Annotated in this window: 20 protein-coding genes; 12 read left to right on the top strand and 8 right to left on the bottom strand. The window is 56.4% G+C overall.

Annotated elements, in window-relative coordinates; all coding sequences use genetic code 11:
• Window positions 1-128: 128 nt before the first annotated feature.
• Window positions 129-1,283: an alpha/beta hydrolase family protein gene (locus AC0V60_RS10645; RefSeq protein WP_486178442.1), complete on the bottom strand. Its 1,155-nt coding sequence runs from the start codon at window positions 1,281-1,283 to the stop codon at window positions 129-131.
• 131 nt (window positions 1,284-1,414) lie between these two features.
• On the opposite strand from AC0V60_RS10645, the gene AC0V60_RS10640 reads away from it, so the two are divergent.
• The 5 genes from AC0V60_RS10640 (at window position 1,415) to AC0V60_RS10620 (ending at window position 6,062) form a co-directional block, all read left to right on the top strand.
• The gene (locus AC0V60_RS10640) at window positions 1,415-2,041 is read left to right on the top strand and encodes a TetR/AcrR family transcriptional regulator (RefSeq protein WP_486178441.1); all 627 of its coding nucleotides are present in this window, start codon (window positions 1,415-1,417) and stop codon (window positions 2,039-2,041) included.
• A 121-nt stretch (window positions 2,042-2,162) separates the two neighbouring features.
• On the top strand, window positions 2,163-3,830 hold the full coding sequence (locus tag AC0V60_RS10635; protein WP_486178440.1) for a sulfatase: 1,668 nt from the start codon (window positions 2,163-2,165) through the stop codon (window positions 3,828-3,830).
• A gap of 16 nt (window positions 3,831-3,846) precedes the next feature.
• Window positions 3,847-4,491 (top strand): hypothetical protein, encoded by a 645-nt coding sequence (locus AC0V60_RS10630; protein ID WP_486178439.1) that lies wholly within the window; start codon window positions 3,847-3,849, stop codon window positions 4,489-4,491.
• A 21-nt stretch (window positions 4,492-4,512) separates the two neighbouring features.
• Entirely contained in the window at window positions 4,513-5,136 is a 624-nt protein-coding gene (locus tag AC0V60_RS10625; protein WP_486178438.1) for a TetR/AcrR family transcriptional regulator, read from the top strand.
• A gap of 116 nt (window positions 5,137-5,252) precedes the next feature.
• Window positions 5,253-6,062, top strand: a complete 810-nt coding sequence (locus AC0V60_RS10620; protein ID WP_486178437.1) for a formylglycine-generating enzyme family protein — start codon at window positions 5,253-5,255, stop codon at window positions 6,060-6,062.
• 18 nt (window positions 6,063-6,080) lie between these two features.
• On the opposite strand, the gene AC0V60_RS10615 is transcribed toward AC0V60_RS10620, so the two are convergent.
• Genes AC0V60_RS10615 through AC0V60_RS10605 form a run of 3 tightly spaced genes read right to left on the bottom strand, consistent with a single transcriptional unit; the run spans window position 6,081 to window position 8,616 of the window.
• Window positions 6,081-6,545, bottom strand: coding sequence for a hypothetical protein (locus AC0V60_RS10615; RefSeq protein WP_486178436.1), 465 nt, complete (start codon window positions 6,543-6,545; stop codon window positions 6,081-6,083).
• Window positions 6,542-7,537 (bottom strand): glutathione S-transferase N-terminal domain-containing protein, encoded by a 996-nt coding sequence (locus tag AC0V60_RS10610; RefSeq protein ID WP_486178435.1) that lies wholly within the window; start codon window positions 7,535-7,537, stop codon window positions 6,542-6,544. The genes AC0V60_RS10615 and AC0V60_RS10610 overlap by 4 nt, the downstream gene beginning before the upstream one ends.
• Window positions 7,538-7,545: 8 nt before the next feature.
• Window positions 7,546-8,616 (bottom strand): MBL fold metallo-hydrolase, encoded by a 1,071-nt coding sequence (locus AC0V60_RS10605; protein ID WP_486178434.1) that lies wholly within the window; start codon window positions 8,614-8,616, stop codon window positions 7,546-7,548.
• A 117-nt stretch (window positions 8,617-8,733) separates the two neighbouring features.
• Here AC0V60_RS10605 and AC0V60_RS10600 point away from each other — a divergent pair, with 117 nt between their 5' ends.
• Window positions 8,734-9,678, top strand: coding sequence for a haloalkane dehalogenase (locus AC0V60_RS10600; RefSeq protein WP_486178433.1), 945 nt, complete (start codon window positions 8,734-8,736; stop codon window positions 9,676-9,678).
• A 13-nt stretch (window positions 9,679-9,691) separates the two neighbouring features.
• Here the strand turns inward: AC0V60_RS10600 and AC0V60_RS10595 are convergent, their stop codons facing one another.
• Window positions 9,692-10,849 carry a glutathione S-transferase N-terminal domain-containing protein gene (locus AC0V60_RS10595; protein ID WP_486178432.1) on the bottom strand — a complete coding sequence of 386 codons (1,158 nt, stop codon included), beginning with the start codon at window positions 10,847-10,849 and terminating at the stop codon, window positions 9,692-9,694.
• 232 nt (window positions 10,850-11,081) lie between these two features.
• Here AC0V60_RS10595 and AC0V60_RS10590 point away from each other — a divergent pair, with 232 nt between their 5' ends.
• From AC0V60_RS10590 to AC0V60_RS10580, 3 genes are read left to right on the top strand one after another with little or no spacing between them, the layout of a single operon-like run.
• Window positions 11,082-11,381, top strand: coding sequence for a DUF4212 domain-containing protein (locus AC0V60_RS10590; protein WP_486178431.1), 300 nt, complete (start codon window positions 11,082-11,084; stop codon window positions 11,379-11,381).
• A gap of 13 nt (window positions 11,382-11,394) precedes the next feature.
• Window positions 11,395-11,607, top strand: a complete 213-nt coding sequence (locus AC0V60_RS10585) for a hypothetical protein (RefSeq protein ID WP_486178430.1) — start codon at window positions 11,395-11,397, stop codon at window positions 11,605-11,607.
• A complete protein-coding gene (locus AC0V60_RS10580) occupies window positions 11,552-13,168 on the top strand; it encodes a sodium:solute symporter family protein (protein ID WP_486178429.1) in 1,617 nt (538 codons plus the stop codon). The genes AC0V60_RS10585 and AC0V60_RS10580 overlap by 56 nt, the downstream gene beginning before the upstream one ends.
• A gap of 33 nt (window positions 13,169-13,201) precedes the next feature.
• On the opposite strand, the gene AC0V60_RS10575 is transcribed toward AC0V60_RS10580, so the two are convergent.
• From AC0V60_RS10575 to AC0V60_RS10565, 3 genes are all read right to left on the bottom strand, one after another.
• On the bottom strand, window positions 13,202-13,822 hold the full coding sequence (locus tag AC0V60_RS10575; protein ID WP_486178428.1) for a hypothetical protein: 621 nt from the start codon (window positions 13,820-13,822) through the stop codon (window positions 13,202-13,204).
• A 111-nt stretch (window positions 13,823-13,933) separates the two neighbouring features.
• Entirely contained in the window at window positions 13,934-15,754 is a 1,821-nt protein-coding gene (locus AC0V60_RS10570; protein WP_486178427.1) for a putative bifunctional diguanylate cyclase/phosphodiesterase, read from the bottom strand.
• A 21-nt stretch (window positions 15,755-15,775) separates the two neighbouring features.
• Window positions 15,776-16,087, bottom strand: coding sequence for a hypothetical protein (locus AC0V60_RS10565; protein ID WP_486178426.1), 312 nt, complete (start codon window positions 16,085-16,087; stop codon window positions 15,776-15,778).
• Between the two features lie 358 nt (window positions 16,088-16,445).
• Between AC0V60_RS10565 and AC0V60_RS10560 the strand changes: the two genes are divergently transcribed.
• From AC0V60_RS10560 to AC0V60_RS10550, 3 genes are all read left to right on the top strand, one after another.
• The gene (locus tag AC0V60_RS10560) at window positions 16,446-20,699 is read left to right on the top strand and encodes a glycosyl hydrolase family 28-related protein (RefSeq protein ID WP_486178425.1); all 4,254 of its coding nucleotides are present in this window, start codon (window positions 16,446-16,448) and stop codon (window positions 20,697-20,699) included.
• Between the two features lie 61 nt (window positions 20,700-20,760).
• Window positions 20,761-22,512 carry a type I secretion system permease/ATPase gene (locus tag AC0V60_RS10555; RefSeq protein WP_486178424.1) on the top strand — a complete coding sequence of 584 codons (1,752 nt, stop codon included), beginning with the start codon at window positions 20,761-20,763 and terminating at the stop codon, window positions 22,510-22,512.
• A complete protein-coding gene (locus AC0V60_RS10550) occupies window positions 22,505-23,824 on the top strand; it encodes an HlyD family type I secretion periplasmic adaptor subunit (protein ID WP_486178423.1) in 1,320 nt (439 codons plus the stop codon). Before AC0V60_RS10555 ends, AC0V60_RS10550 begins: the two co-directional genes overlap by 8 nt.
• Window positions 23,825-24,478 lie beyond the last annotated feature (654 nt).

Here is a 24,478-nt window from a genome sequence, read left to right as displayed (position 1 = left end):
CTTGCTCTTTCATTGTGCACATTAAAGCCGCGTGATGGCTAAGGCCCTCCGCGATGATATTTCATGTTATGGTTCAGTGTTCTTGGATCAAATTTATTCCTGTGCCCTGGTGCGCGTTTGGAGCGGGTTTAGCGAAGGTCCTGACGCTCCAGCCAATTCATCACGAGGCTTGCCGCCTCTTTCGCCTTATCGGGCTGCATAGAGTAATAGTGGGTTGCACCCTTGATCTGATGCATCTCTTTTTTGTCATGGACCACCGCATCAAAGATCGCCTGTGTGTGGCTGGGAGTGCAAGCATCATCGGCCGTGTTGCCGACCACCAGAACGGGCTTTGTCACATGGGCAAGGCTTGCCGGACCATGGGCATTCGCATCGTCATAGCTCCACTGCGAAAGCCAGCTGCGAAGGGTGCTAAAGCGCGCCAGCCCGACGGGACCGTTGTTGACGATTTTGGGATCGCCGAGATAACACCAGCCGGTTTTGCGGTCATTGGGATCAACCGCCGGGTCAAGCCACCGAGGATCGGCCATTGTACCATGCGTGGTGAAGGCGAATTCCTCATTCTCGCGGCCCTTATCAGCCAATTCCTGAAGCTTGTGTTTTACCCAAGCGGTGATCTTGCGATTGCGCGCGATTTGCGCTGCGCGGTAGCCTTCGAGAAATTCGGCCGTGTAGGGCGGCTTCACTTCATCGCCATAAAGATCAAGCGAGGGATCGCGTTTGTCAGGGTCGGCCTCATCGGTGATGGAGGCGTCTATCCATTGGGTCAAAGTGTGATGGCGAGAGATGTGCGCTGCGATTTGGATGACTGCGTCGGCAGGGATTAGGTCTGCCTGAGTCAAGTCCACTCCGCCGCCGCACGGGCTTGAGGTGACGGTCGGATTTTCGGCCTGCGATTGATAAAAAGCAGATAGCGAGCCGCCGCCGCTCCAGCCAAGCAGGACCACATTTTTATAACCCAGCACCTCCTTTGCATGTTTGACCGCAGAGCCAAGATCGGCCGCACATTTTTCCATATTGAGCGCATAATCCGCGCCGCGATAACGCCCGTCACACGCCAGCACATGGACGCCTTGCTGCACAAATTCGTTCATGATCGGCAGCCAGCCCGTGCCGCCAATAGGGTGCATCGTCACCAGGCATGTATCGGAAGGAAGCGCGGACCGGATTAACGTGCAGAAAACCACGATCACACCTTCGGTGCCGCCATAGGTTTCCTTGAACTTTGCCTGATCTCTCGAAATGAGCGGAAAAGGCGTCCGAGTGATTGCGTGAGCGGACATTGTGACACTTCCTTGCTGCGTTCGGTCGCGAACCCGTGTGCCGAAGGTAGGCCGCGGCCAATCCGGCAATAGGACAAATGGGCAGTAACCATTATTGATCGTTCGATCAACAGCGTGGTAATGCAATCACCATGGCAGCAAATAACCTGAAAGAGCGAGCACGGCGAAGCGCGGCTGACAGACGCTCACAGATCATTGCGGCTGCAAAAAAGCGATTTGCCATCAACGGCTTCGATGGCACTTCGACCCGCCAAATTGCGAATGATCTTGGCGTTGCACAAAGCCTTCTGCTCTATCACTTTGAAAGCAAAGACGATCTGTGGAAGGCGGTGATGACGCAGATTTTTGAGCACACGAATGACATCGCCCGCGACGAGCTCGCCCGGTCAGGTGCGGCCGATGCAAAATCAAAATTGATCGTTGGTATCCGAAGCTTCATTCGCATCTGCCAAGAGGAGCCCGATCTCCACTGCCTGATGACGATGGAAGGACGATCAAAAACACCTCGGCTCGAATGGCTCGTCGATCACTATATCAGGAATTCATATTTGACGATGATCGCACAAATCGAAGAATGCCAGCGCGAGGGCACGGTGCGTCCCGGCGATCCGACGCTGCTCTACTATAGTATCATCGCCATTGCCGGATCAGCCTTTGCGTTTGCCCCGGAGATGGGACTGCTCAATCCCAGCAGCATTCCAGTGGACCCTGAAGCAGTCGAGCGGCTCATCGCAAGGACTGTTTTCGTAGCGCCTTAAGTCCACCTGATCTTGTTGCTTGTCGTACAGCGCAGGCGGATTGACTCATAAATTGGCACTATTTATGTCAGTACCTGATCGGGGGGCGATCGCAAGACGTCCCCAAAGTTGGGGGCGAGCGATGAAAAGATGGCACAAGATCATTGGCGGCGTGTTGGCTGTGGGCCTGCTCGCAGGCGCGCTTGCCTACACATTCAGGACCGACATTATCTTGTGGGGCGTCAAAAACCGCGACCTGCCAGCGATTGCAGCGGAAACCCCCAAGATTGATTGGGAACAAGGTCCGCTAAAGCCTGCACAGCCTATTGGAGAACGCCCGCCCAACGTCATTTTGATCCTCGCCGATGATCTTGGCATCAATGATATCTCGACCTTTGGTGGCGGAGTTGCAGGCGGCCTGGTGCCCACTCCCAATATTGATCGCTTGGCAGCGGAGGGTGTGAACTTCACCAATGGCTATGCGGGCAATGCGACCTGTTCGCCCTCGCGCGCCATGCTAATGACAGGGCGGTATGCGACCAGCACGGGCTTTGAGTTCACCCCGACGCCTGCTGGAATGGGGCAAGTGGTTGGCTCCGTTTCACGCGACATCAGGCCTGACCTTCCTTCTGGCAACTATGATCCCGATGCCGATGCCCAGCGTCCGGCTTACGAAGATCAGGGGTTGCCAACAGAAGAGGTGACGCTCGCAGAGATGCTCGGCTCAGCAGGCTATCACACCATGCACATCGGCAAATGGCACCTGGGCGTGAACCCCGGGATCGACCCGCTTGGACAAGGCTTTGATGAATCGCTCTTGATGAATGAAGGGCTCTATCTGCCTGAGGACAGTCCCGATGTCGTGAATGCGAAGGTCGATTTTGACCCGATTGATCGCTTTCTGTGGGCCTCTCAGCGTTTTGCAGGCTCCTTTAACCGGTCGCAGCTGTTTCGTCCCGGCGGTTATCTGACCGATTGGTGGACGGATGAGGCACTGCGCGCGATTGAAGCGAATAAGAACCGGCCCTTTTTCCTCTACCTCGGGCACTGGGCACCGCACACACCCTTGCAAGCGACGCGTGAGGACTTTGAGGCCGTCGGCGGCGATATCAAACCGCACCGCTTGCGCGTTTACGCCGCAATGATCCGCGCGCTTGATCGCAGCGTGGGCCAGATCCTTGATAAGCTGGAGGAGCAAGGGCTGGCGGACAACACCGTGGTGATCTTCTCCAGCGACAATGGCGGGGCAGGTTATATCGGCCTGCCTGAGGTCAATGCGCCCTATCGCGGCTGGAAACTCACCCTGTTCGAAGGCGGAGTGCGGGTGCCCTTTATGATGCGTTGGCCCGGCGGTGTGCCCGCAGGCAAGACAGTGGATCAGCCGGTCACGCATATCGACGTCTTCCGCACCATTGCCTCGGTCACCGGAGCACCACTGCCCGATCGCGAGATTGACGGCGTTGACCTTTTGCCCATCGCCTCTGGCACCGGACCGATTGAACGCAAGGACGACGCCATTTTTTGGCAAAGCGGCGGTTATTGGGCTGTGCGCGCGGGCGATTGGAAGTTTCAGATTGATCAATCTCAGGGCAAGAGCTGGCTGTTCAATCTGTCCGATGACCCGACCGAACAGGTCAATCTGACCGCGCAGAACCCAGAAATGGCTCAGCGGCTTATGAGCCTTTTGGAGGAGCATCATAAGGACCGCAAACTGCTCTACCCCTCTTCGACGTTGATGACAGCAATGGTCGATAAATCGCTCGCTGAAGAATACGAAGAAGGCGATGAGATCATCTACTGGCCAAACTAGGGGGCGATTGAGAGCAATGAACCGCGCGAAATGGATTTGGCTCGCCAGCCTTGGATTGATCTACGTCAGTTTCTGGGTGTGGTACGGCGGCAATGGTGATCCGATCTCTGAGGAAGAGGGGCTCGCCATGCTGGCCGAGGTTGAACAGCTGCACGGCGTTCGATTGGAAGACACGCCCGAAGGCAGCATGAGCCGAAACCTGCGCGATATGCTGCCCCATGATGACGGCAAGGAGTTCTATGCGGTCAATTTGGAGACCCGCGCCGATGGGCCAGACGCGATAAAGGCGGAAGCAGACTACTCCGCTATTGTTTTTCCCTTGCTGATTGAGCGGGGCGGGCATCCGGTCTTTGTCAGCGAGCGCGCAGGCCTCATGCTAGGCAAATATGGGGAGAGCGTGGATAGGGTCGCGGTGATCCGATACCGTTCGCTGCGCGATCTCATTGATATGATTGCGGATGAGAGAATGGTGGAAGGCAACGCCTTTAAGAACGCCTCGCTTGCCCACACCGAGGTCTTCATCACCCGTCCCACGATCACTTTTGTGCAAGTGCGCTTCATCGCGGGTATGTTCCTCGCCTTATTTGCTATTGCAGGGATGGCGGTGATTGGGCGGGTCCAAAAGCGCTGGAGTTATGACACAATGGGTGCCACTGAGTAGCGGCTTCGAACAAGGATAGGCATGGGCCAGACCAATACTGCAATTGCTGATGTGCTAGAGGCCGAGACAACCTCGAGCGATGGTCGCCGCGCACGCAGTCAGGCGAGCCGCTTTAGAATAATTCAGGCGATGATGGACCTGATCGAGAGCGGCGATATGAACCCCAGCACCGCCAATGTTGCCAAAAAAGCGGGCGTTGGCCTGCGCTCTTTATTCCGCCATTTCGAGGACAAAGACGCGATCTACCGCGAGGTGGATGCGATCCTTGTGAAGGCCTATCGCCCGATACTCGAGGCGCCCTATAGCTCGGATGATTGGCGCGAGCGCTTGATGGAGCTGATCGAGCGGCGCTGTGAAGTCAGCGAGGGGATCGCTCCCTACCGTATCTCGACCACCGCTGCGCGCAGGCGTTCGCGCTTTCTCAAAGAGAATTTTCAACAGCTCTACGACACGCAAAAGGCGCGGCTCAATTCCATCCTGCCTATGCAATTGCACACAGACACAGTGGCCGGCCGGATGATCCTTGTGGCGACCAGTTTCGATACGTGGCGGATGCTAAGAGAAGATGAGCATTTGTCTGCCAGTGATACGGCAGGTGCAGTGAAGCAGATGGTCGCAGATGTTATCGCGCGTTTGGATGAATGATGGTGCAGCGTACGGCGTTGATACTGTTGCTTCTCTTGGCGGGGTGCTCTGCGGCTGAGGAGCAAGGGGATGCGCCTCCCGGTGAACCACAGTGCGAGGGAATTGCCGAAGCCCAAATGATCTGGGCCGAGGGCGGCAGCTTTGTTATGGGCGAGGGTCCGCTCTACCCCGAAGAAGGTCCGCCGCGCACCGTGAGCGTCGATGGATTTTGGATATCCCAAACCGAAGTCACCAATGCGCAATTTGCGCAGTTCGTCGCCGAGACAGGCTATGTGACCATGGCAGAGCGCGCGCCGCCGCCGCTTGAAGGCGCCCCACCTGAAATGCTGGTGCCGGGTTCGGCCACCTTTCGCGTGCCGACCCCCGATAATCCAAGCTTTTGGGCCTGGGTGCCGGGGGCGCAGTGGCGCTTGCCCAGCGGTCCGGGCTCTTCGATAGACGGGCGCGCCAATGATCCTGTGGTGCATGTCTCTTATGATGACGCGCTGGCCTATGCGCAGTGGGCCGGGATGAGCCTGCCGAGCGAAGAGCAATGGGAATATGCCGCAAGAGCGGGAGCCGGTAGCCTGCCGGAACCCAAGGATGCATCAGGCGCGCCGCGGGCCAACTATTATCAAGGCGTCTTTCCCGCCAGGGATCTGGGCGATGATGGTTACACATCGCGCGCGCCTGCCGGATGTTTTGAAGCCAATGCGTTCGGCCTCCACGATATGATCGGCAACGTCTGGGAATGGACAACAAGCAGCGCGGGGAGGGCAGACGCTCCGGGCCCTGTCAACGTGATTAAAGGCGGATCATTTTTGTGCGCGGCGAATTACTGCGCGCGGTATCGTCCTGCCGCACGCCAGTTTCAGGAGCGTGACCTTGGTACGGATCATATCGGCTTCCGGCTGGTCGATACACAGCGCGCACCACCCTCGGACTAGGCGATAGAGCGGCGCTCCTCAGTCCGTCTGTTGTTCCGGCCACAGGGCAAGGATCAGCATCACAAGGGCGACAATCGGCAAAACAGTGGCTGCGGTTTGTCCCGGAGCGGTCTCAATCGTCTCTAATGGCTTGTAAATCCCGATCAAACGGCGTCCGCCATACTCAAGGAAGATGAACAGCCAAAGGAGCGGGATCATCGACTTGTACCGGACCGCAGCCATGAGCATCATCAGCCCCATCGCGAGCTGAGCCAGACCCCACAAGGCAAAGATCGTGACGATCCCCTGCGCACCGCCTTGCGTGTAAGTGTCCAGCGGAATTGTGGCGATGCTCTGTGCGCCTCCGTCGGGCGCGGTGATATGGTGCTGACTGCGCCAAAGCGTCATCGCGGTCAGCGGGTAAAAGAACCAGAGCGCAATGCGGTTGCCGCGATAGATATTGTCGAATTGAGCGGGGAACAGCCGGCCGATAATGTGGTTCACTGGAGGAATTCCAGGCAATTTGCCTCGCCAAGGATGGGGTCAATCCTCTCCCGGACATCGGCGGCCAGCGCGCCGTAACGTGACCTTAGATCGCGCAAGCATTTGAGCTGATATTTAAAGACGCCTTGTTCGTAAGGCATGGTGTCCACTTCGATGCGGAAGGTGCTCTCACCCGCCTCGCTTGCAGCTGCATTGGCGAGCAGGAACGGCACATAGACGCGCCCGAATTCGGCCAGCAATCGGTGAACCACAGGCTGCAGAGGCGCATCAGGAGCATCCCATTCGCCCTCGATCCCTGATGCATCATCAATATGGCTGAGCCAGCGGAATGTGTACGGGAAATCAGCGCGCATCATCGCTTGCGCGGTAGGATCAACGCCGAGCTGTGAAAGCTGGCCGTAGATCGAGAATTCGGCAAGCGAAGGGCGGGTGCCGAACAGCCAATGCTCGTTCACCACGTGGCTCTCTAGCGCCTGCAAAACACGGCGGGTCGAATCTTCGATGAGCGCAAAGTTCTCAGCCGTACAGCCAACCATTGCCATTCGCCCAACCTGCCGGTCCCGGAAATGCTGAGCCATGCCTTGGCTTGCCGCAATCCCGCCGCCTTTGAGCGCATCAAAGGATAGCCAACGGCTCATCTGCACCTGATCCACTTCCTCAAGCCAGCGATAGCCGAACATCGCCTTTGTCAGCCATTCATCGGCAAAATCTTCGAGCAGATGCGCGATGAAGGCGGTCGCAGGGTCAGGCGGGACCACGCTGCGTTCCTCATGCCGCGCTTCCAGATCATACAGCACTGGGGTGGAATCGTTGCGATAGCTGCCATCAGGATATTCAATCACGGGGATGACCGGGGGAAGGCCGCTGCTTGCTGCCAATTGCTGCACATGGGCCCCATGAGACCAGACATGCGTGATCCGCCGATACCGCATCAAGCTGCGCATTTTCATCGAATAGGGCGAGCCGAGCGCGCCGTGAATTGTGTAAGTCATACCGGACCTCACATTAGGTTGGTTTGGATGATGGCATCGCTGCCAGGGGGAAGCGAGAAAAGCATACCATCTTCGCCCACCAACACATCTCCGTCAAAGCGGCTCTCCGCATCGCCAAGGAATGCAGGGTAAAGGTAATCTGCGGGCAGAGGCGGGACGAGGTGCGAGAGGACCAGCATCTTAGCGCCAGCGCTCTGAGCGCTCTCGGCGGCATCTTCGGGCGATGCATGATAATCCTGAATATCGAGCATGATCTTTGCGGCGGACGGATTGTTCAACTCCAGCATCCTTGCGCGCATTTCTTCGACCATCACCGGCTGTAAGGCGTCGTGGACAATGATGTCAGCGCCTTTGCAAACGGCTTCTAGGTTGGGGGATTTCGAGGTGTCCCCGCTGATGCAGACCGCGCGGCCCTGATAGTCAAAACGGTAGCCAACCGCCGGATCAATCGGTGCATGATCCACGGTGAAGGCAGTAATGGTGAGCCCATCCTGCTTAAGAACTGTGCGGCGCCTTTCGGCGATCTCAAATGGAACAGCCACCGCCCCGCCTCCTGAAGGAGGGACAACCTCTTCGCCGTGGTGCGCGATGCGGTAGGTGTCGTCGGCCGCATAGGCGGCGTTAAACCCGTCAATGACCGCCTCAACGCCGGCCGGGCCATGAACAGGTAGGGGTGTCGTCGTCGCACCGCGCGTCCAATGAAACAGCATAAGCGGGCCAAGCCCATCGATGTGATCAGAATGGAAATGGGTAAGCAGCAAACCATCGACCCTCGCCGGATTGATGCCCATCAGGTTGAGAACCCTGTTCCCGCCTTCGCCAATATCAACGAGAAACATTTGGTCGCCTGCGATGATGATGTTGCAAGGCCCCGCACGATCAGGGTTTGGCATAGGAGAGCCCGTTCCGCACAGCCCGACATGCAGGCCGTCTTCAAGTCCTGCAAGACTGTCTACACCAGCGTTTTGTTCGACGGCACGTTGGAATAGCCACCCACCTATCTGTTGTTGGAATCCGATACCCACCGCGAGCAAAATGATTGTCAACGCCCCAAAACCAATTGCAATCTTCTTGCCCAAAGTCCCTCTCCCAACTCTCACAAAAGAAATGGCACTATGTCTGTCAAAAAGCAATTGTCACAAGCAAATTGCTGATGCAAGGTAACGCCAAATATGCCGAACGAAAGGCGCACCGCGATGAATTTCCTTCGCACACCAGATGCATGTTTTGAAAACCTCGCCGGGTTCCCTTTTGATGCGCATTATGTCGATGTTTCCGATCACGAGGGCGGAAGCCTTCGCATCGGTTATATCGACGAGGGACCAAAAGACGGGCCGCCCGTCGTAATGATCCACGGCAATCCGACTTGGTCCTATATGTGGCGAAAGCTCATCCCCGTTCTGACAGGTGCAGGATACCGCGCCATTGCTATCGACCTCATCGGAATGGGGCGTTCGGACAAACCTTCGCAGATGAGCGATTACACCATCGCTCGGCACGAAGCCTGGGTGAAGGAGGCTTTGTTCGGTAAGCTTGGCCTGACAGACGCGCATTTCATCCTGCACGATTGGGGCGGCATCATCGGTCTTCGCGCGATTGCAGACTATCAAGACCGCGCCGCCAGTGTCATCATGTCCAACACCGGCCTTCCAGTGCGCGATCCAGATCAGCCAATCGAAAAGATGGCGCGTAAGGGTGCCGGGATGCTCCGCGCCTTCCAGCTTTATGTTCGTTTCAAAAAGAACTGGCAGCATTGGAAAACGCTAAGCCGCATAGTCCTCAAAAACATGCCTGATGAGGATATTGCGGGGTTTGCGGCACCTTATCCTGAGAAGCGATACCTAACGGGCAATCGGCAGTTCGCGCAGATGCTTCCCACCCGCAACGACAACCCGATGCTGACCGAGAATTGGCACGCGCTGCAAAAGCTTAAAAGCTTCGAAAAACCGTTTCTGACGCTGTACTCTGACAAGGATCAGGTCGCGCCCAAAGGCTATCACAGCGTGCGCCCGGCGATCCCTGGAACGCGCAATTATGAGCCCGTCATTCTTAAAGGGGGCTCGCACTTTCTGCTTGAGGACGTCCCAGAGGCTTTTGGCCGCGAGGTACTGGCTTTTCTAGCGCAGGTTCAATCGGCCTGAGCTAGGACCCGGCTTATTGCTGCACCTCGCCCCAGACCTCTTGATTGTCCTTGCGTTCAATTCGGCGTTTGGTGCGCAAGCTCAACAGGCTACCAAGCCCTGCGTCTTCGAAAATACCCCGGACCACGCTTTGATCGCCGCTCGCCTGGCGCTCAAACGCATCTTGCAGCCTTTGCAGGAGGCAAAAGCGATAGGGGATCACAACCGTTTCAATCGCTGCGCCTTGCCATTCAAACGCGGCCATTCCCAAGCCGCTGCCCATCGACTTGTTATTAGTGGGCGTGCCCGCTTCGGCTTCGGGATTATCATTAAGCCAGACGTCGACGCGGTCCACATGGGCCGTGATTTCGGGCAAATATTCTTCTGCAATAAAGCGCATGAGATGAAGCAGGCTTTCCGGCAGCTTGGCGCTATCGAATAACGCGCCTTTAGAGCGTGCCACTGCGGCATCAACGAATGTTTCGGCCATGTTCATCCGCTCCACCCAGCGAAAGACATTGGGCGCCTTGACTTGCATCAAGTGGAGAGGCGCCGGGTCCCGGCCGAGGTGTGCATACATTGCTCCGATCAATCCATAATCGGCGATAGTCGCATGGCCGCCAAGCACAAACGGGTGCGCGTGCAAATGCTGCTCCATTAGCGACAGGAACTGCGAATAGCTTTCTTCGACCAAGCTGTAAGTCGCAGGGTTCACACCGAACACTTGAGCAGCCTTCCTCATGCGGCCGCTGGCATGCAAAAATGCTGCGTCTTCCGCCTCCTTGGGCAGACCGGATGGGAGAACGTCGCGGAAAGTCTCCCTCAAGAAGGGCAGGTTCACCTCATCAAAGTTCCAGCGGTAATGCATCGCTGGGCGCAAAAGGCCGTGAGAGCCGAACAATTCAAACAGGTGAGCGATTACCAGCACCATGGGATCGCCGGGATAGACCGGTTGCTTGCTAAAGCCCGCAGCATCAAGGTGGTCGATGATGTCCGCGCTGTCCTGAATGATCATACCTTCAGGGGTTTTGACAACGGGGATAATCCAGCGACCAACCTGAGGGACGATTTCGCCTGTAAATTCCTCGCTCCCCGCCTTTACCTCGGTAAACGGCACCGCGTTTATGCGCATGTAAGAGCGTGCCCGCGCTGTGTAGAGCGATCCGGCCATTCCGTAGAGCGTGTAGGTCAATGTGAAGCCCTTTCTGGCACTCGCCAGAGATAAAAGTTATGGCACAAACGGTGCAACCGTATCATACCCGTCAATGATGCCTCTTGCCAGAGAGGACGATGGCCAATCACGGCAAAGGCGCGCGTAACCACGCTTTAAGGATACACGCCGTCACCGCGATAGTCATCCAAGCGGCTTGAGAGTTTGCGTGCTCTTGCCGACAAGAGGGCCAAAGGGACCGAAGGGGAGAGATATGAGCGAGCCAGTTGGATCACCCGATACCGGCGCGGAAGAAACCGAGACAGCCCCCAACCAAAGCGCGTATTGGCGGGAAAATATCCGCCTTTTGTGCAGTCTGATGACCATCTGGTTCGCTGCGAGTTTCGGCTGCGGTATTGTGTTTCGCGATTGGCTCGATCAATTCAGCCTTGGCGGTTATCCGCTTGGATTTTGGTTTGCACAGCAAGGCGCAATCTACATCTTCATCGTTTTGATCGTCATTTATGTCGTGCGCATGAAGCAGATTGAACGCAAATACGATCTGGATGATTGAGGGGGCGCTTGGGATGGAAACGCAAACCCTGATTTATCTCTTCGTCGTGCTGAGCTTTGCCCTTTATATCGGCATCGCGATCTGGTCGCGGGCGGGGTCTACTAAAGAGTTTTATGTGGCAGGCGGGGGTGAACCCGGTCGTCAATGGGATGGCAACGGCAGCGGACTGGATGAGCGCTGCAAGCTTTCTCTCCATGGCGGGCATCCTGGCTTTTGCTGGATATGATGGGTCGGTCTATCTCATGGGGTGGACAGGCGGATATGTGCTTTTGGCGCTGCTGCTTGCGCCTTACCTGCGCAAATTTGGCCAGTTCACTGTGCCCGACTTTATCGGGACGCGGTACTATTCCAAGACCGCGCGCGTGGTGGCGGTCATCTGCCTAATCTTCATCAGCTTCACCTATATCGCAGGCCAAATGCGCGGGGTGGGGATCGTCTTCTCGCAGTTTCTGCAAGTTGAGATAACCATGGGCGTCATCATCGGGATGGGCATTGTCTTCATTTACGCGGTGATGGGCGGGATGAAGGGCATCACCTACACGCAGGTCGCCCAATATTGCGTGCTGATCTTTGCCTATATGGTGCCGGCCTTCTTCCTCAGTTTTTATCTGACCGACAATCCTATTCCCCAAATCGGATTGGGGTCAGAGTTGAACGATGGCTCGGGGACTTATGTGCTTGAACGCCTCGACAATGTGCTCGTTCAGCTGGGCTTTAATGAATACACAAGCGGGTCAAAAAGCACGATTGATGTGTTTTGCATCACGATGGCTTTGATGGTCGGGACCGCCGGGTTACCGCATGTGATCGTGCGTTTCTTCACCGTGCCTAAGGCGTCTGATGCGCGTAAATCGGCTGGCTGGGCGCTGGTGTTTATCGCAGCGCTTTACACCGTTGCCCCGGCAGTGGGCGCGTTTGGCATGTACAACCTCATCAACAAGGTTGACGATGTTGAGTATGCTCAGGTGGAAAGCTTCTTCACCGAATGGGAGGACGCAGGGCTCTACGCCTGGCAGGACAAGAACGGCGACGGCGTGATGCAATACCGTCCAGGAGCCGCCTTCGAAGGTAAGCCTGAGTTTACTGGCGAGCGAGGCCCCTCCGGCGAGCGTGTGATCGCCAATACGCCAAATGCGGCAAGTGCAAATGAGGTCTACGTCGACCGCGACACTCTCGTGCTCGCCAACCCGCAGATTGCCAATTTGCCGGGCTGGGTGGTGGCCTTGATGGCAGCAGGCGGTTTGGCAGCGGCTCTGTCAACCGCAGCAGGGCTTTTGTTGGTGATCTCAAGCTCGGTAAGCCACGATCTTCTGAAACAAACTTTCACTCCCAAAATCTCGGCGAAGGGCGAGCTTTTGGCAGCGCGTATTGCAGCAACCGCAGCGATTGTGGTGGCAGGCTACCTCGGCATTTATCCGCCGGGATGGGTCGCACAGGTTGTGGCCTTCGCCTTTGGTCTTGCTGCCGCAAGCCTTTTCCCAGCGATTTTCATGGGCATTTTTTTCAAAGGCATGAACAAGGAAGGCGCGATAGCAGGCATGGTCTCAGGTCTCGTTTTCACTTTCAGCTACATCGCCTATTTCAAGTTGGTAAACCCGGCGGCGAATACTGCGGAAAGCTGGCTGTTTGGGATATCACCGGAGGGGATCGGCGTAATCGGTATGATGATCAATTTTGCAGTCGCAGTTGTGGCCGCGAAATTCACTGCTGCAACCCCGCTGGAAGTGCGCCGGCTTGTGGATTCGATCAGAATTCCGCGCGGTGCCGGAGATGCGGATACACACTGAACGGCAGTTGGCAGAGGCCGTTAGGTCAGGGTGTCAGAAAGCCGCGCCGGGATGATTATACACCAAAGCCGATAGGCCGATCCAGGCCGTGAACATTATAACGTAAGTCCACCGCTTCGGCCATAACCGCGCCACCACAAGCGTAGCTGCTCCGGTGCCGCCAAGGGCGATCAAGGCTGCGCTTGCAAACAACGTATTCGCCCCTGTCACAGAAGCGTTGAGCGCGATCGTCGCCCACTGGGCAGGCAATAAAGCCAAGAGCCAAGCGGGCAAGGCGCCTGGCTGCGCGATAGCGGTCAAGATGATGGCCGCCTCGCCCGCTACAACAAAGACCGCTATCCACCAGCCCTTGTCCAATCCGCTTTTCGCAAAAAGAGCGCCGCGTGCAGCAAAGCTAAAAGACGCGATTACAACAGCCGCCGCGCCAAATGCCGGGATTGGTGCGCTGGCCAGCCCGAACCCGAATGCAACCGCGCTTACCGTGAGCCCCGCTAAAAGCGCGAGGCATAGGCCTAACCACAAGCGCCCCGTTATCGCGCCTCCGATGATCCCTGCGCCCATTAAGGCTATCGCCGCGACCGCGCCGACGGAGAGGGGGTGTGCTGCGAATACAAGGGCGGCCGCCGGCCCCAAAAAGCCTGCAATGATAAGCAATAACCACGCTAAACGGGGCCAGATTACACGCTGAGCGGTCTTGGGTAACGCCATGCGTACGACATTGGTTGAGCAGGTTGCCGATGTCCAGTTGGAAGCTGTTGCTGCGGCCTATTGGGGCTGCGCCTTAGAGGGTTCTTCCCGGCGCTCCTCAAACCATCTCGACATCTCGCGTGCCCCGCGCGGAAGGCCAAAAATATGCCCTTGGATAATGTCGCAGCCATAGGCATTGAGAATTTCCATTTCGCGCTGCGTTTCGACCCCTTCAGCGATTACGTTCAGCCCAAGCTGCTCAGAAAGAGCCATAATCGAGCGTGTAATTCGCTGTAAGCGCTGGTCTTTGTCGATACCCGTGATGAAGGACCGGTCAATTTTGATCGTCTCAATCGTGTTGTCGATCAGGCTGGAGATTGACGCATAGCCGGTTCCAAAATCATCCAGCGTCAAATGAAATCCAGCACTGCGCAGCTCTCTGCATCTGCTGAAGAGCGATGCCTCGCCGTCATCGAACAAAATGGACTCAAGCAGCTCCAATTCGATGTCATGCGAAGTGAGATCCGCCCGGGCGAGCTCTTTTTGAAGATATCCGGTAAAGGCGGGGGAATAAAGGTTGGCGGCTGTCAAATTGATCGAGAGCCTCCCGGCTATATCGTCAGTTTCCCTCCAGCCGCGATAGATGGAGAGAGCCTGCGTTATGATTGATCTTTCAATCCCGCCCATCAAATTGGCCGATTGGGCTTCTTCCAGGAAATCCGCTGGCAGCACGAGGCCTTTTTCAGGGTGGTGCCATCTTGCGAGCACTTCAACCCCCACGACGGCGTTGCGCTTGGTATCCACCTTGGGGTGAAAGAATGGCACGAATTGGCCAGCTGCCAATCCGGCTTCAATTTCTTGGATCAAAGCGCTGCGATTGATATGCCGCTCAAGCATATCTCTGGTCAATAACACCGCTTTGCGATCCGTCCGCTTTGCTTCGTACAGCGCAATGTCGGACCGGCTTAAAAGCTCATCCGGGGTGCTGGTGTCCTCTTCTGCAAAGCTCACTATCCCGATGCTTGCAGTGACTTGCAGTGCGTGCTGCTGGAACGAGATCGGCCTTGCGATCTCCTCGTAAATTTGGGCCGATAGCTTTTCGGGTGTGAGCGCCTCTGAACCGGCAGATACGACAAGCACAAATTCATCACCTCCCAAACGCGCAGCAAAGCCTTCGGCGCCAGCGGATTTGGCCAACACATCGGCTGTGTGCCGCAGCACCGCATCTCCTGCGGCATGCCCCCATGTGTCATTGACAGACTTGAAATGATCGAGGTCGATATGAAGAAGAACTCGAAGATCATCGACAAAGTTCTCGGCGATCTGTTCCTCAAGAAAGCGGTAAAGTGATCGGCGGTTCGGAATCCCTGTCAACAAGTCAATATTGGCGGCGTGCTCTGCCTTCTTGCGCGAATGCTCAAGCGCCCTGGTCAGGCGATAGCTGTCCTCGACAAGGGTGCGCTGGGTCTTGATTGTGTCAATAAGGTCGAGTGACAAATCGTTCGGTTTGAAGTCAGATGTACTCAGGTTAAGCCGGGGAAGAAATTGCACAAAATCAGCGCTGAAGGCAAAGTCGATGAGCAAATGTTCGCCGCTGTCTCCCAGATTTGTCGAGACAGATCGGAACTCAATATCGTAATCGAGGGTCTTGCGAGGATGGATCAGCATTCTCTCACCAATAGCGGCTCTGATGCCCTCGATTGAGGTGACCGACTTTGGCTTATGCACCCGGAAAATATCCAAGAATTTGGAGCCAGATGGATCGTCCCTCATGATTTTTTGCAGAGTAGGGCCAAGGCGCAGCACGGTGCCCCCCGCGTCCAGCACAATGTGCATCGGAAATAAAGTATCGAGTGCGCCTGGTGAAAGGCAAAAGCAGTCTGGTAACCGTTGCGGCATGTGTGAGGGGCCCGCCTTAGGTTAGCTTTGGATTGTCAGTGTCGCAGGCGCGGATTGCTCATGCAGCGGCTTTCTCAGCCCAACCTCAATCCTCAGCCCAACCTCAATCCTCAGCCCAGCCTCAATCCTCAGCCCAGCCTCAATCCTCAGCCCAACCTCAATCGCCTCGCCCGGCGGGCCAGCAGGACAGTTTGTATCCGCATCGTCATAAGCGTCCATCCGGCTAGAATGGATGAGCCTTGCACCCGCAAAAAAGCATAGCAAGCGCCATGCTTTTTTGCTCAAATTCGCTTCGGCGAAGGGTGAAACGCCCTCATTTATTGTGCCGTACATTGGAAGACCTCGGATCACTCTGCGCGTATTGCGAGTTCGTCATGCCAAGGCACGGCTAATATCCGGGAGGTGAGCCGGTACGGGGAAACCCCTAACCATGCGCGGTCAAGCGTGGTTTCTCAACACCTCTACTCGGACTGTCCGACAAAACATTCCATTGATCGCAAGGTGCTTTTCAACCAAATTCGATCATGACTGAATATGTAAAATCAGGTATCCGCGGGGCGTCAGTCGCTCGAATGACCGGTAGCGATTTGGGTGCATGCTCTGCTCGCTCCAGAAGCAGTCATTGGCGCTGACGAAAATAGCGAAACTTTGACGCTCCCATTTTGCCAAATAGAGCAGAGGGCTATGCAAAATGAGCAATCTTGTAACCGGCACCGACCAAAACGATATCCTCACCGGATCAGCTGAAGAAGACACTTTGCGGGGGCTCGCTGGTGACGACATTCTCGGTGGCGGCGATGGTAACGATATTCTCAGAGGCGATAGCGGCGCTGACCAGCTGAACGGCGGTGCGGGCAATGACACGTTGTATGTCGATGCGGACGACACTTTGGTCGACGGCGGAGAGGGTTTCGATGACGTCCGTGTCGCCACGTCCGATGGTGTCGTGCTCGACCAGGGGCAGGGCAGTATCGAGCGAGTTTTCGGCAATGACGGGAACGACGTTTTTGACGCTTCAAGCCTGTTAGGCAATACGACGCAGCACGGCGGAGGCGGCGACGATATTCTTACGGGCAGCGCTGGTGATGACCGGCAGTTCGGCGGGGCAGGTAACGACCAGATTTTTGGTCTGGCAGGCAATGACCGGCTCAATGGCGGTGAAGGCGACGATCTGCTTGATGGCGGTGATGGCAATGATAGGCTGTTTGGCGGGATCGGCGCTGACCAGCTGATCGGCGGTGCGGGCGACGATATTATTGATATCGACGCGGATGACACTTTGATCGACGGCGGTGACGGCTTTGATGAAGTTCGCGTCGCCACCTCCGATGGGGTTACGCTGGACCAGGGGCAAAGCAGTATCGAGCGCGTGACCGGTAATGACGGAGACGATGTTTTTGACGCTTCAAGCCTGATTGGCAGCGCTACGCAGAACGGCCAAGGCGGTGATGACGTATTGATCGGCAGCGCTGGAGACGACCGTCAAAGCGGCAATGCGGGCAATGATACTCTGCGCGGCGGCGCGGGCAATGACCGGCAGTCTGGCGAAGCAGGCGAAGATCAAATCTTCGGTGAAGCTGGCGATGATCGCATTGATGGCGGTCAAGGCAACGATGTGCTCGACGGTGGTGACGGCAATGACCGGATCACAGGCGGTGCCGGTGCCGACCAGCTGATTGGCGGTGCGGGCGACGACATATTCTATATCGATGCCGACGATACACGGATTGATGGCGGCTCAGGATACGACTGGGTTGTCGTGCGCGATCAGCGCGGCGTGACCCTTGATCTGGCAGCGAGCGGTATTGAGCGGGTGCGGGGTGATGCCGGCGATGATCTTTTCAACGCTGCGCTCGTCACTGAGAGAACGATCCTGCAAGGCGACGCTGGCAACGATGTTCTGATCGGCGGCTCGGGCGGCGGCGTGCAGGACGGCGGCGACGGCGATGATGTGATCGCTGGCGGTTCTGGTGCCGATGCGCAATATGGCCGCGATGGTGCTGACACATTGACCGGCGGCCGCGGAAATGACTTCCAGCGCGGCGGCAATGGCAATGACGAACTTAGCGGCGGTGATGGCAACGACAGTCTTCTTGGCGATGCTGGCGACGACATCCTGCAAGGCGATGCGGGTAACGACATTTTGCGGGGTCTTGACGGCGACGATCTTCTGAACGGCGGAGCCGGAGATGACGTGCTGACCGGCGGATCGGGTGCTGATCAGTTCGTTTTCACAAATGCCTCTGGAGACGATGCCATCCGCGATTTCGAAATCGGGGTCGATACGATTGTATTCGAGAATACAGGCGCTTCGTTCAGCGATTTGACGATCACCACTGTCCGTTCCGAAACCCGCATCACTCTTGAAGACACGACCATCCGTTTGAGTGCGACCGATGCGGCAGAGCTGTCAGAGGCCGATTTCAGCTTCCTGACGAGCGAAACTGGTTTCGTTCTGCCGTCGGACTCTGGCGTCATCAATGCCGCAGACTTCGGTATCATCGCTGATGATGGGATCGACGATACCGCAGCGATTCAGGCGCTGTTCGATACCATGGGATCGCGTTCGACGATCTATTTCGGCGATGGCACCTATGATATTTCGGACACACTAGTGCTGCCAGCAGGCACTGGAACTTCTGTGCCAAGCTTTGTGACGATCCGCGGGCAAAGCGAGGAAGGAACAATTTTCAAACTCGCCGATGGGCTGGGTCATGATGGGCCTATCCTGTCCTATCCCGGCTCTGTGGCACAAGCGTTTGACAATCGCATCCTCGACCTCACGTTCGATATCGGCACGGGTAACACGAATGCGACAGGCATCGCGTTTGCTGGCAACAACCAATCTGCCATTCGCAACGTGACAATCAAATCGGGCGAAGGCGGGTTCAGGGGGCTTGACCTGATTAAGCAATCGGAATTTGGTCCTGCGCTCATCGAGGGTGTAACGATTATCGGTTTTGAAACCGGCATCGCCACGGCGTTTCAGGTCAACAGCGTAACGCTTGAAGACATTACCCTTCGCGGCCAGGACTTCGGTATCACGAGCCAGTTCTCCCATGTCGCATTCCTTCGCGGCATTGATTACGAGGGGCCTGGTATCGGCATTCACAACACCAGCGTTTCGCGGATGGTGCTGCTGGACAGCAGCTTTACCTCGACCGATCCGTCGATCGAAGATCAGTACGCCGTGCTCAACAAGTTTCAGCTTCACGCCAAAAATGTGACGTCAGACGGTTTTGACTTCACCATTCGAAGCGAGATCCCGACCTTTCAGGGAAATGGCCACATCGAAGGGGCAGAAGTGGACGAATACTTCGCCTTCGGTGCATTCGATCGATCGCGGGGCGGCACGTACCAGCTATTCGAAAGCCCTGACGTCGGCCTGGACCTCGAAGTCAGGGAAACACCAGAAACCAATTGGAATACCAACGAAGGCACTTGGGTTAGCATTGCCGACTTTGGTGCTGTGGAAGGGGAAGATGCGACTGCCGCTTTCCAGGCCGCGATAGATTCAGGTGCGACGACCGTCTACGTGCCTAACGGCACTTGGACCATCGGAGAGGTCGTGGTGCGCGGCGATGTCGAGCAAATCGTGGGCCTTGGCCGATCATGGCTGGAGCCGGGGGCAACATTCACCATAGCCGACGGCACGTCTGACGCTGTAATCATAGAAGCGCTGCGCACAGTGTTCTCGCAAAATCAGGTCACACAATTCCTGCACGATTCCGACCGAACTGTGACCCTGCGCGACCTGACCGGGGTGGAGTACAAAGCAACCGCCGATGGGGAGCAAGGTGATGCTTATTTCGCCAATATCGTGGCCCGCTCGGTCAGTCTTCACGATCAGAACGTTTGGGCGCGTCAGCTCAATATCGAAGGCAACAATGAAGCCCAGGGGCATGAAGCCAAGGTTCTGAACGACGGTGCGTCGGTATGGATTCTGGGTCTGAAGACAGAAGGGGCCGGGACGGTCGTCAAGACTATCAATGACGGCAAAACCGAACTCCTCGGCTCCTATCACAATGGCGAGGTCGATTTCGACATCCCGCGTTTCATCACCGAGGATGCCAGCTTCTTTACCACCATTGTCGAAGGATCGACCGCCTCGCAAGGGTTCGACCTCGTGCGCGAGACGCGCGATGGCGTTACCCGCGAAGGCAATATCAAAGAGGGCTTCCGGCCTGATGCCTATTCCGCCTACGATGCCTCGGTAACCGCCGACAAGGTGCTGATCGTCGACAATGACGATGCAGAGCTAAGCGGGGATTGGTTGGATGCCGGCGCTGCGTTTCCCGGCAACTTTTTGGGCAACAATTTCCTCTACACGCCGGGGGATAGCGGTGCGTCAATCACTTATACAGCGCAGGCTGTTACAGCTGGGACATACGAAGTATCCTTCCGCACCATCCGCGATGCGAGCGGCCAGGCACACACCTTCCATACGCGCTCGGTCGACATCGATTTCGGCACAGAGGATGATTTGTTTACCTTCGAAGGCCTCGATCTTTTCGACGTACCCGGCTCATGGGCGGTCTTGGGGACGGTAACAGTTGAAGAAGGGGAAGAATTCTTCGTGTCGGTTGACGCCACTGGCGTGGATGGAACGATTGTCGTCGACGCTGTGCGTTTCGAACTGGTGGAGACGGATGCGTCTACAGCTGACGGGGCACCCGATAGCGAACAAACAACTGCGCAAGTTCAAACGGCCGAGCTTGAGGGGCTCGTTCAAGCCGATGTTGAAGGCGATGTGTTCCATTTCTCCGATGCACTTTCAGCACCTGCCTCACATACCGGTGCCAGCCCAGCTGTGCCTCTCACAACCGCAGCTGTATTTGACGAGGCTGTCGCCGGTCAAAGCCCGATATTGGGCACTGTTACGCACGGCGTTGATGATTCCTACAGTGTTCATATCGAGCCCCATTCGCAATTGTTCATCGTTTAGCGATTTCGGTATGGCCGCGACAATGCTCCCGCCGATACTGGCCCCATAGGTTGCCTCGACGATGAACACAGTTGATGCAATGGCGGTACAGTCTGACGAGATCACACTGGCAAAGGGGGCTGCCCGGCGCGTTTTGATACGCGCAGGAATACTGAGTTTTTTCATCAACATCCTGATGCTCACCGGTCCGATTTACATGTTGCAGATCTATGACCGGGTTCTGGCCAGCCGGTCATACGAAACGTTGTTTGTGATCACCTTGCTCACATTCGGACTGTTCGCTGCGCTTGCCGTGGTTGATCTTGCCCGCAGCGCATTACTCGCTCGTGCAGGTGAATCGTTCGAGGCGAGCCTGAATGACATCACATTTGATACATCCGTTGATCTGGCACGGAGTGGGTCGCCGCAGGCGGATCAGCCATTGCGCGATCTGAGGCAAATTCGGCAATTCGTTGCGAGCCCCGCATTGACCGCAGTTTTCGATGCTCCTTGGACACCGCTGTTTCTAGCAATCATCTTCCTCATGCATTGGATGCTAGGCCTGGTTGCGGTTTGCGGGCTGATCATTTTGATGGCTCTCGCCTATGTCAATGACCGTTCATCGCGCACAGCGAATGATGTCGCTTCGGTCACTGCGGCAGCCTCTGACAAAATAGCCCTGTCCGCATTGCGAAACTCAGCCGCCGCCGATTCCATGGGCATGCGAGCCGGATTGAGAGCGCGTTGGCGCGAACTCGCCGACCGTTCCAGCCTGTCCGCGCTAACCGCCACCGACCGCATCGGCGGGCTCACCGCGATCTCGAAAGCAACGCGATTGTTTTTGCAATCGGCAATTCTTGGTGCGGGAGCATATCTTGCAGTGCAAGGCACGATCACTCCCGGTGTAATGATCGCAGCTTCGATTATCGCGGGGCGTGCGTTGGCGCCGGTGGAAATCGTCACCGGTCAATGGAAGAATTTTGCACAGGCCGCTGGCGCTTATGACAGATTCTCGAGCGTGATCGCAGCCAGAAAGCCCACACCTGAGCGCACGCCTTTGCCTGCTCCAAGCGGCAGCCTGTCGGTCGAACGGCTTTATTGTCAGCCAAGCGGGGCTGCCGCCCCCATCTTAAAGAATATTTCGTTTGAGCTGAATGCTGGAGAATCATTGGGGATTATCGGCCCTAGTGCCGCTGGAAAGTCGACCCTGGCCCGGGCGCTCGTCGGTGTTGAAGGGGCTTCTGCCGGGGGTGTCAGGCTCGACGGGGCCAATCTTGAACATTGGGATCAAACCGCACTGGGCCAGCATGTCGGTTTTCTTCCGCAGGAAGTGGAGCTGTTTGCTGGCAGCGCAGCGCAAAACATCGCCCGGTTCCGCCGGGATGTGAACCCGGAGGCTATCGTTGCAGCGGCGATGGCGGCAGGAGCACATGACATGATCTTGTCCTTTCCCGAAGCTTACGAAACTGAAATCGGCGATGGCGGACGGCGCCTTTCGGCTGGACAAAGGCAGCGTCTGGCGCTGGCTCGTGCGCTGTTTGGTGACCCTGTTCTGGTCGTGCTGGACGAACCGAATGCGAACTTGGATGCAGAAGGCGATGCGGCCCTTGCAAAAGCTATCCAGGGCCTTGCGAGCAGGGGGGCGACAAGTATAATTGTTGCGCACCGGCCGAGCACGGTCGCGTATGTCGACAAGCTGCTCTTGCTCGCAGACGGTGAAATCCGGGCCATGGGTCCGCGCGACGATATTCTTCAGAAAATCGCACCAGGGCAGGTCGCTTCTTTGGACCCGAGATCGAAGCCGGTGTACGCCTCGGGTGGCGCGCGTGGTTGAGGCCGATAATCATTCGTTCGCGCCTGCCGACCGCGGGTTCTTCTACAAACTCGGATTTGGCACGGTAGGCGCTGTCTTTGGCGGTTTGTTGCTGTGGTCGATAGCCGCGCCAATTGATGGCGCGATTATCGCATCTGGCCAAGTGGTGGTCGAATCCAACAGAAAATCAGTCCAGCATCTCGAAGGCGGTGTCATAGATGAAATCCTCGTGCGCGAGGGCGATCTCGTCGAGAAGGATGATGTTGTCATACGCATAGTTGCCACGGTGCAGCAGACGAACGCAGCACTTATTGATAGCCAGCTGGCGGAAGGTTATGCGCGCCGTGCACGGCTCGAGGCGGAGCGAGACACCGTCAACATGCCCCCGTCGGGACGCGGTATCAGCGATGTTATTGGCAGCGCCGCATTTTCAGAGAACTTAGCCGGGCAGCGGCGATTGTTTGATGCACGGCGCAGGACACGTAGCACGCAGGTTTCGCTGCTGAGGGAACGCCTTACACAGCAAAGAGACCGGATCACTGGCCTGACGTCGCAGATCAATGCTTTGAGCGATCAGAACGTTCTCGTGAACGAGCAGTTGTCCGGCACCGAGGAGCTTTACGAAAGAGGCTTCGCTTCAAAAACGCGCCTGAACGAATTGCGGCGCGAGGCGAAACGATTAAGCGGCGAACAAGGGGCACTTGAGGCGAGCGTTGCTGAGGCGACAAGCGTCATTGCGGAAACGAGGCTTGAGATCGAACGCCTGAAAGAGGCCGACCGGGAAGAAACCATCTCTGATCTGCGCGAGCTTGAAGTCACTATCGCAGAACTCGAAGAGCAGCGCACCACGACGGTCGATGCTCTTCGCCGTACAGAAGTGCGGGCTCCGCAATCAGGCCGCGTCCTCTCCTTATCGACCCATACAGTTGGCGGCGTGGTTGCCCCCGGTGCATCATTAATGGAGATCGTGCCTGCGGATGATCGGCTTCAGGTGGCAGCGCGTATCGCGCCGCAAGACGTAGACAAGATCCGCACTGGTCAGGAAACGCTGGTCCGTTTCTCGGCATTTGGCGCGCACCAGACACCTGAAGCGCTTGGAAAAGTGCATACGGTATCAGCAGACGCAAGAACCGACGAAATCACCGGTGCGCCGTATTACCTCGTCATCGTTGACCTTCCCGATAGCGACAGCTTGATAAACATACTGGCTGGTGAGCAGCTGTTGCCCGGCATGCCCGTTGAGGCATTTATCAACACCGGATCAAAATCTGCGATAACCTATCTTCTCAAACCGCTGACGGATTCCTTCGCCCGCTCGCTGCGGGAGGAATAGCGGTTCATTTCTTTGAAAGGCAGGTCAAACATCGCCCATAGCGATAGGCAACCCGCCTTAGTGTCTCTGGATCAAGAACGGCGGCGTAATGCGCCGGTTCGGCCCTGATGGGCGCTTCCCTCAATAGGGGAATTCAAAAGAGGCATCGCAGTGGCGGGGCAGCCCTTTGGCCACGAATATATTTCATCACTGCCAAGGTTATTACGCGCTCCTTCACCGCGCGCATCCACACAGATTGAAAACTGCGTGTTCCCGGTCAAACCTCTTTTCTGAAACCTCAAGTACAGGCGTCTATCAATTGCCACTTAAACGCTGCCAATTCTGTATCAGTCAGTTGATGGATATCGTCCTCCCTACTGAAGACAAAAAGAGTTAGGTGGTCATCTCACGCTAACGATTTGGCCACGACACGGTACGGATTCTTACGAATATGCGTAGTTTATCATATTAAACCGCCGTTCTTCATTTGCCGGTTTCAACCGCTAATTGCTCAGAGCTAACTGACTGCTCATCAAGTCGAATGCCTTCGATAAGATGAGAAAGGCGGATAAGATGCAGGTTTTAACAAGAGAGATAGCTGAAAATGGTCTGAGCGGGCTTTTCGACAGCCTTGAGTTTCTGCCGAACAAGCGCACGGTCCTTACGCCTCAGAAT

It is taken from the genome of Erythrobacter sp. S259 (genome assembly GCF_057364965.1).
This window is presented reverse-complemented; position numbering and strand designations above follow the sequence as displayed.

What these genes read in the sequence shown, in the direction of transcription:
- AC0V60_RS10580 (WP_486178429.1), top strand. Translation starts at nt 11,552, where the DNA reads ATGAGCGCTGCAAGCTTTCTCTCCATGGCGGGCATCCTGGCTTTTGCT.
- AC0V60_RS10620 (WP_486178437.1), top strand. Translation starts at nt 5,253, where the DNA reads ATGATCTGGGCCGAGGGCGGCAGCTTTGTTATGGGCGAGGGTCCGCTC.
- AC0V60_RS10590 (WP_486178431.1), top strand. Translation starts at nt 11,082, where the DNA reads ATGAGCGAGCCAGTTGGATCACCCGATACCGGCGCGGAAGAAACCGAG.
- AC0V60_RS10565 (WP_486178426.1), bottom strand. Translation starts at nt 16,087, where the DNA reads ATGTACGGCACAATAAATGAGGGCGTTTCACCCTTCGCCGAAGCGAAT.
- AC0V60_RS10640 (WP_486178441.1), top strand. Translation starts at nt 1,415, where the DNA reads ATGGCAGCAAATAACCTGAAAGAGCGAGCACGGCGAAGCGCGGCTGAC.
- AC0V60_RS10600 (WP_486178433.1), top strand. Translation starts at nt 8,734, where the DNA reads ATGAATTTCCTTCGCACACCAGATGCATGTTTTGAAAACCTCGCCGGG.
- AC0V60_RS10625 (WP_486178438.1), top strand. Translation starts at nt 4,513, where the DNA reads ATGGGCCAGACCAATACTGCAATTGCTGATGTGCTAGAGGCCGAGACA.
- AC0V60_RS10585 (WP_486178430.1), top strand. Translation starts at nt 11,395, where the DNA reads ATGGAAACGCAAACCCTGATTTATCTCTTCGTCGTGCTGAGCTTTGCC.
- AC0V60_RS10560 (WP_486178425.1), top strand. Translation starts at nt 16,446, where the DNA reads ATGAGCAATCTTGTAACCGGCACCGACCAAAACGATATCCTCACCGGA.
- AC0V60_RS10635 (WP_486178440.1), top strand. Translation starts at nt 2,163, where the DNA reads ATGAAAAGATGGCACAAGATCATTGGCGGCGTGTTGGCTGTGGGCCTG.
- AC0V60_RS10630 (WP_486178439.1), top strand. Translation starts at nt 3,847, where the DNA reads ATGAACCGCGCGAAATGGATTTGGCTCGCCAGCCTTGGATTGATCTAC.
- AC0V60_RS10645 (WP_486178442.1), bottom strand. Translation starts at nt 1,283, where the DNA reads ATGTCCGCTCACGCAATCACTCGGACGCCTTTTCCGCTCATTTCGAGA.
- AC0V60_RS10610 (WP_486178435.1), bottom strand. Translation starts at nt 7,537, where the DNA reads ATGACTTACACAATTCACGGCGCGCTCGGCTCGCCCTATTCGATGAAA.
- AC0V60_RS10555 (WP_486178424.1), top strand. Translation starts at nt 20,761, where the DNA reads ATGAACACAGTTGATGCAATGGCGGTACAGTCTGACGAGATCACACTG.
- AC0V60_RS10570 (WP_486178427.1), bottom strand. Translation starts at nt 15,754, where the DNA reads ATGCCGCAACGGTTACCAGACTGCTTTTGCCTTTCACCAGGCGCACTC.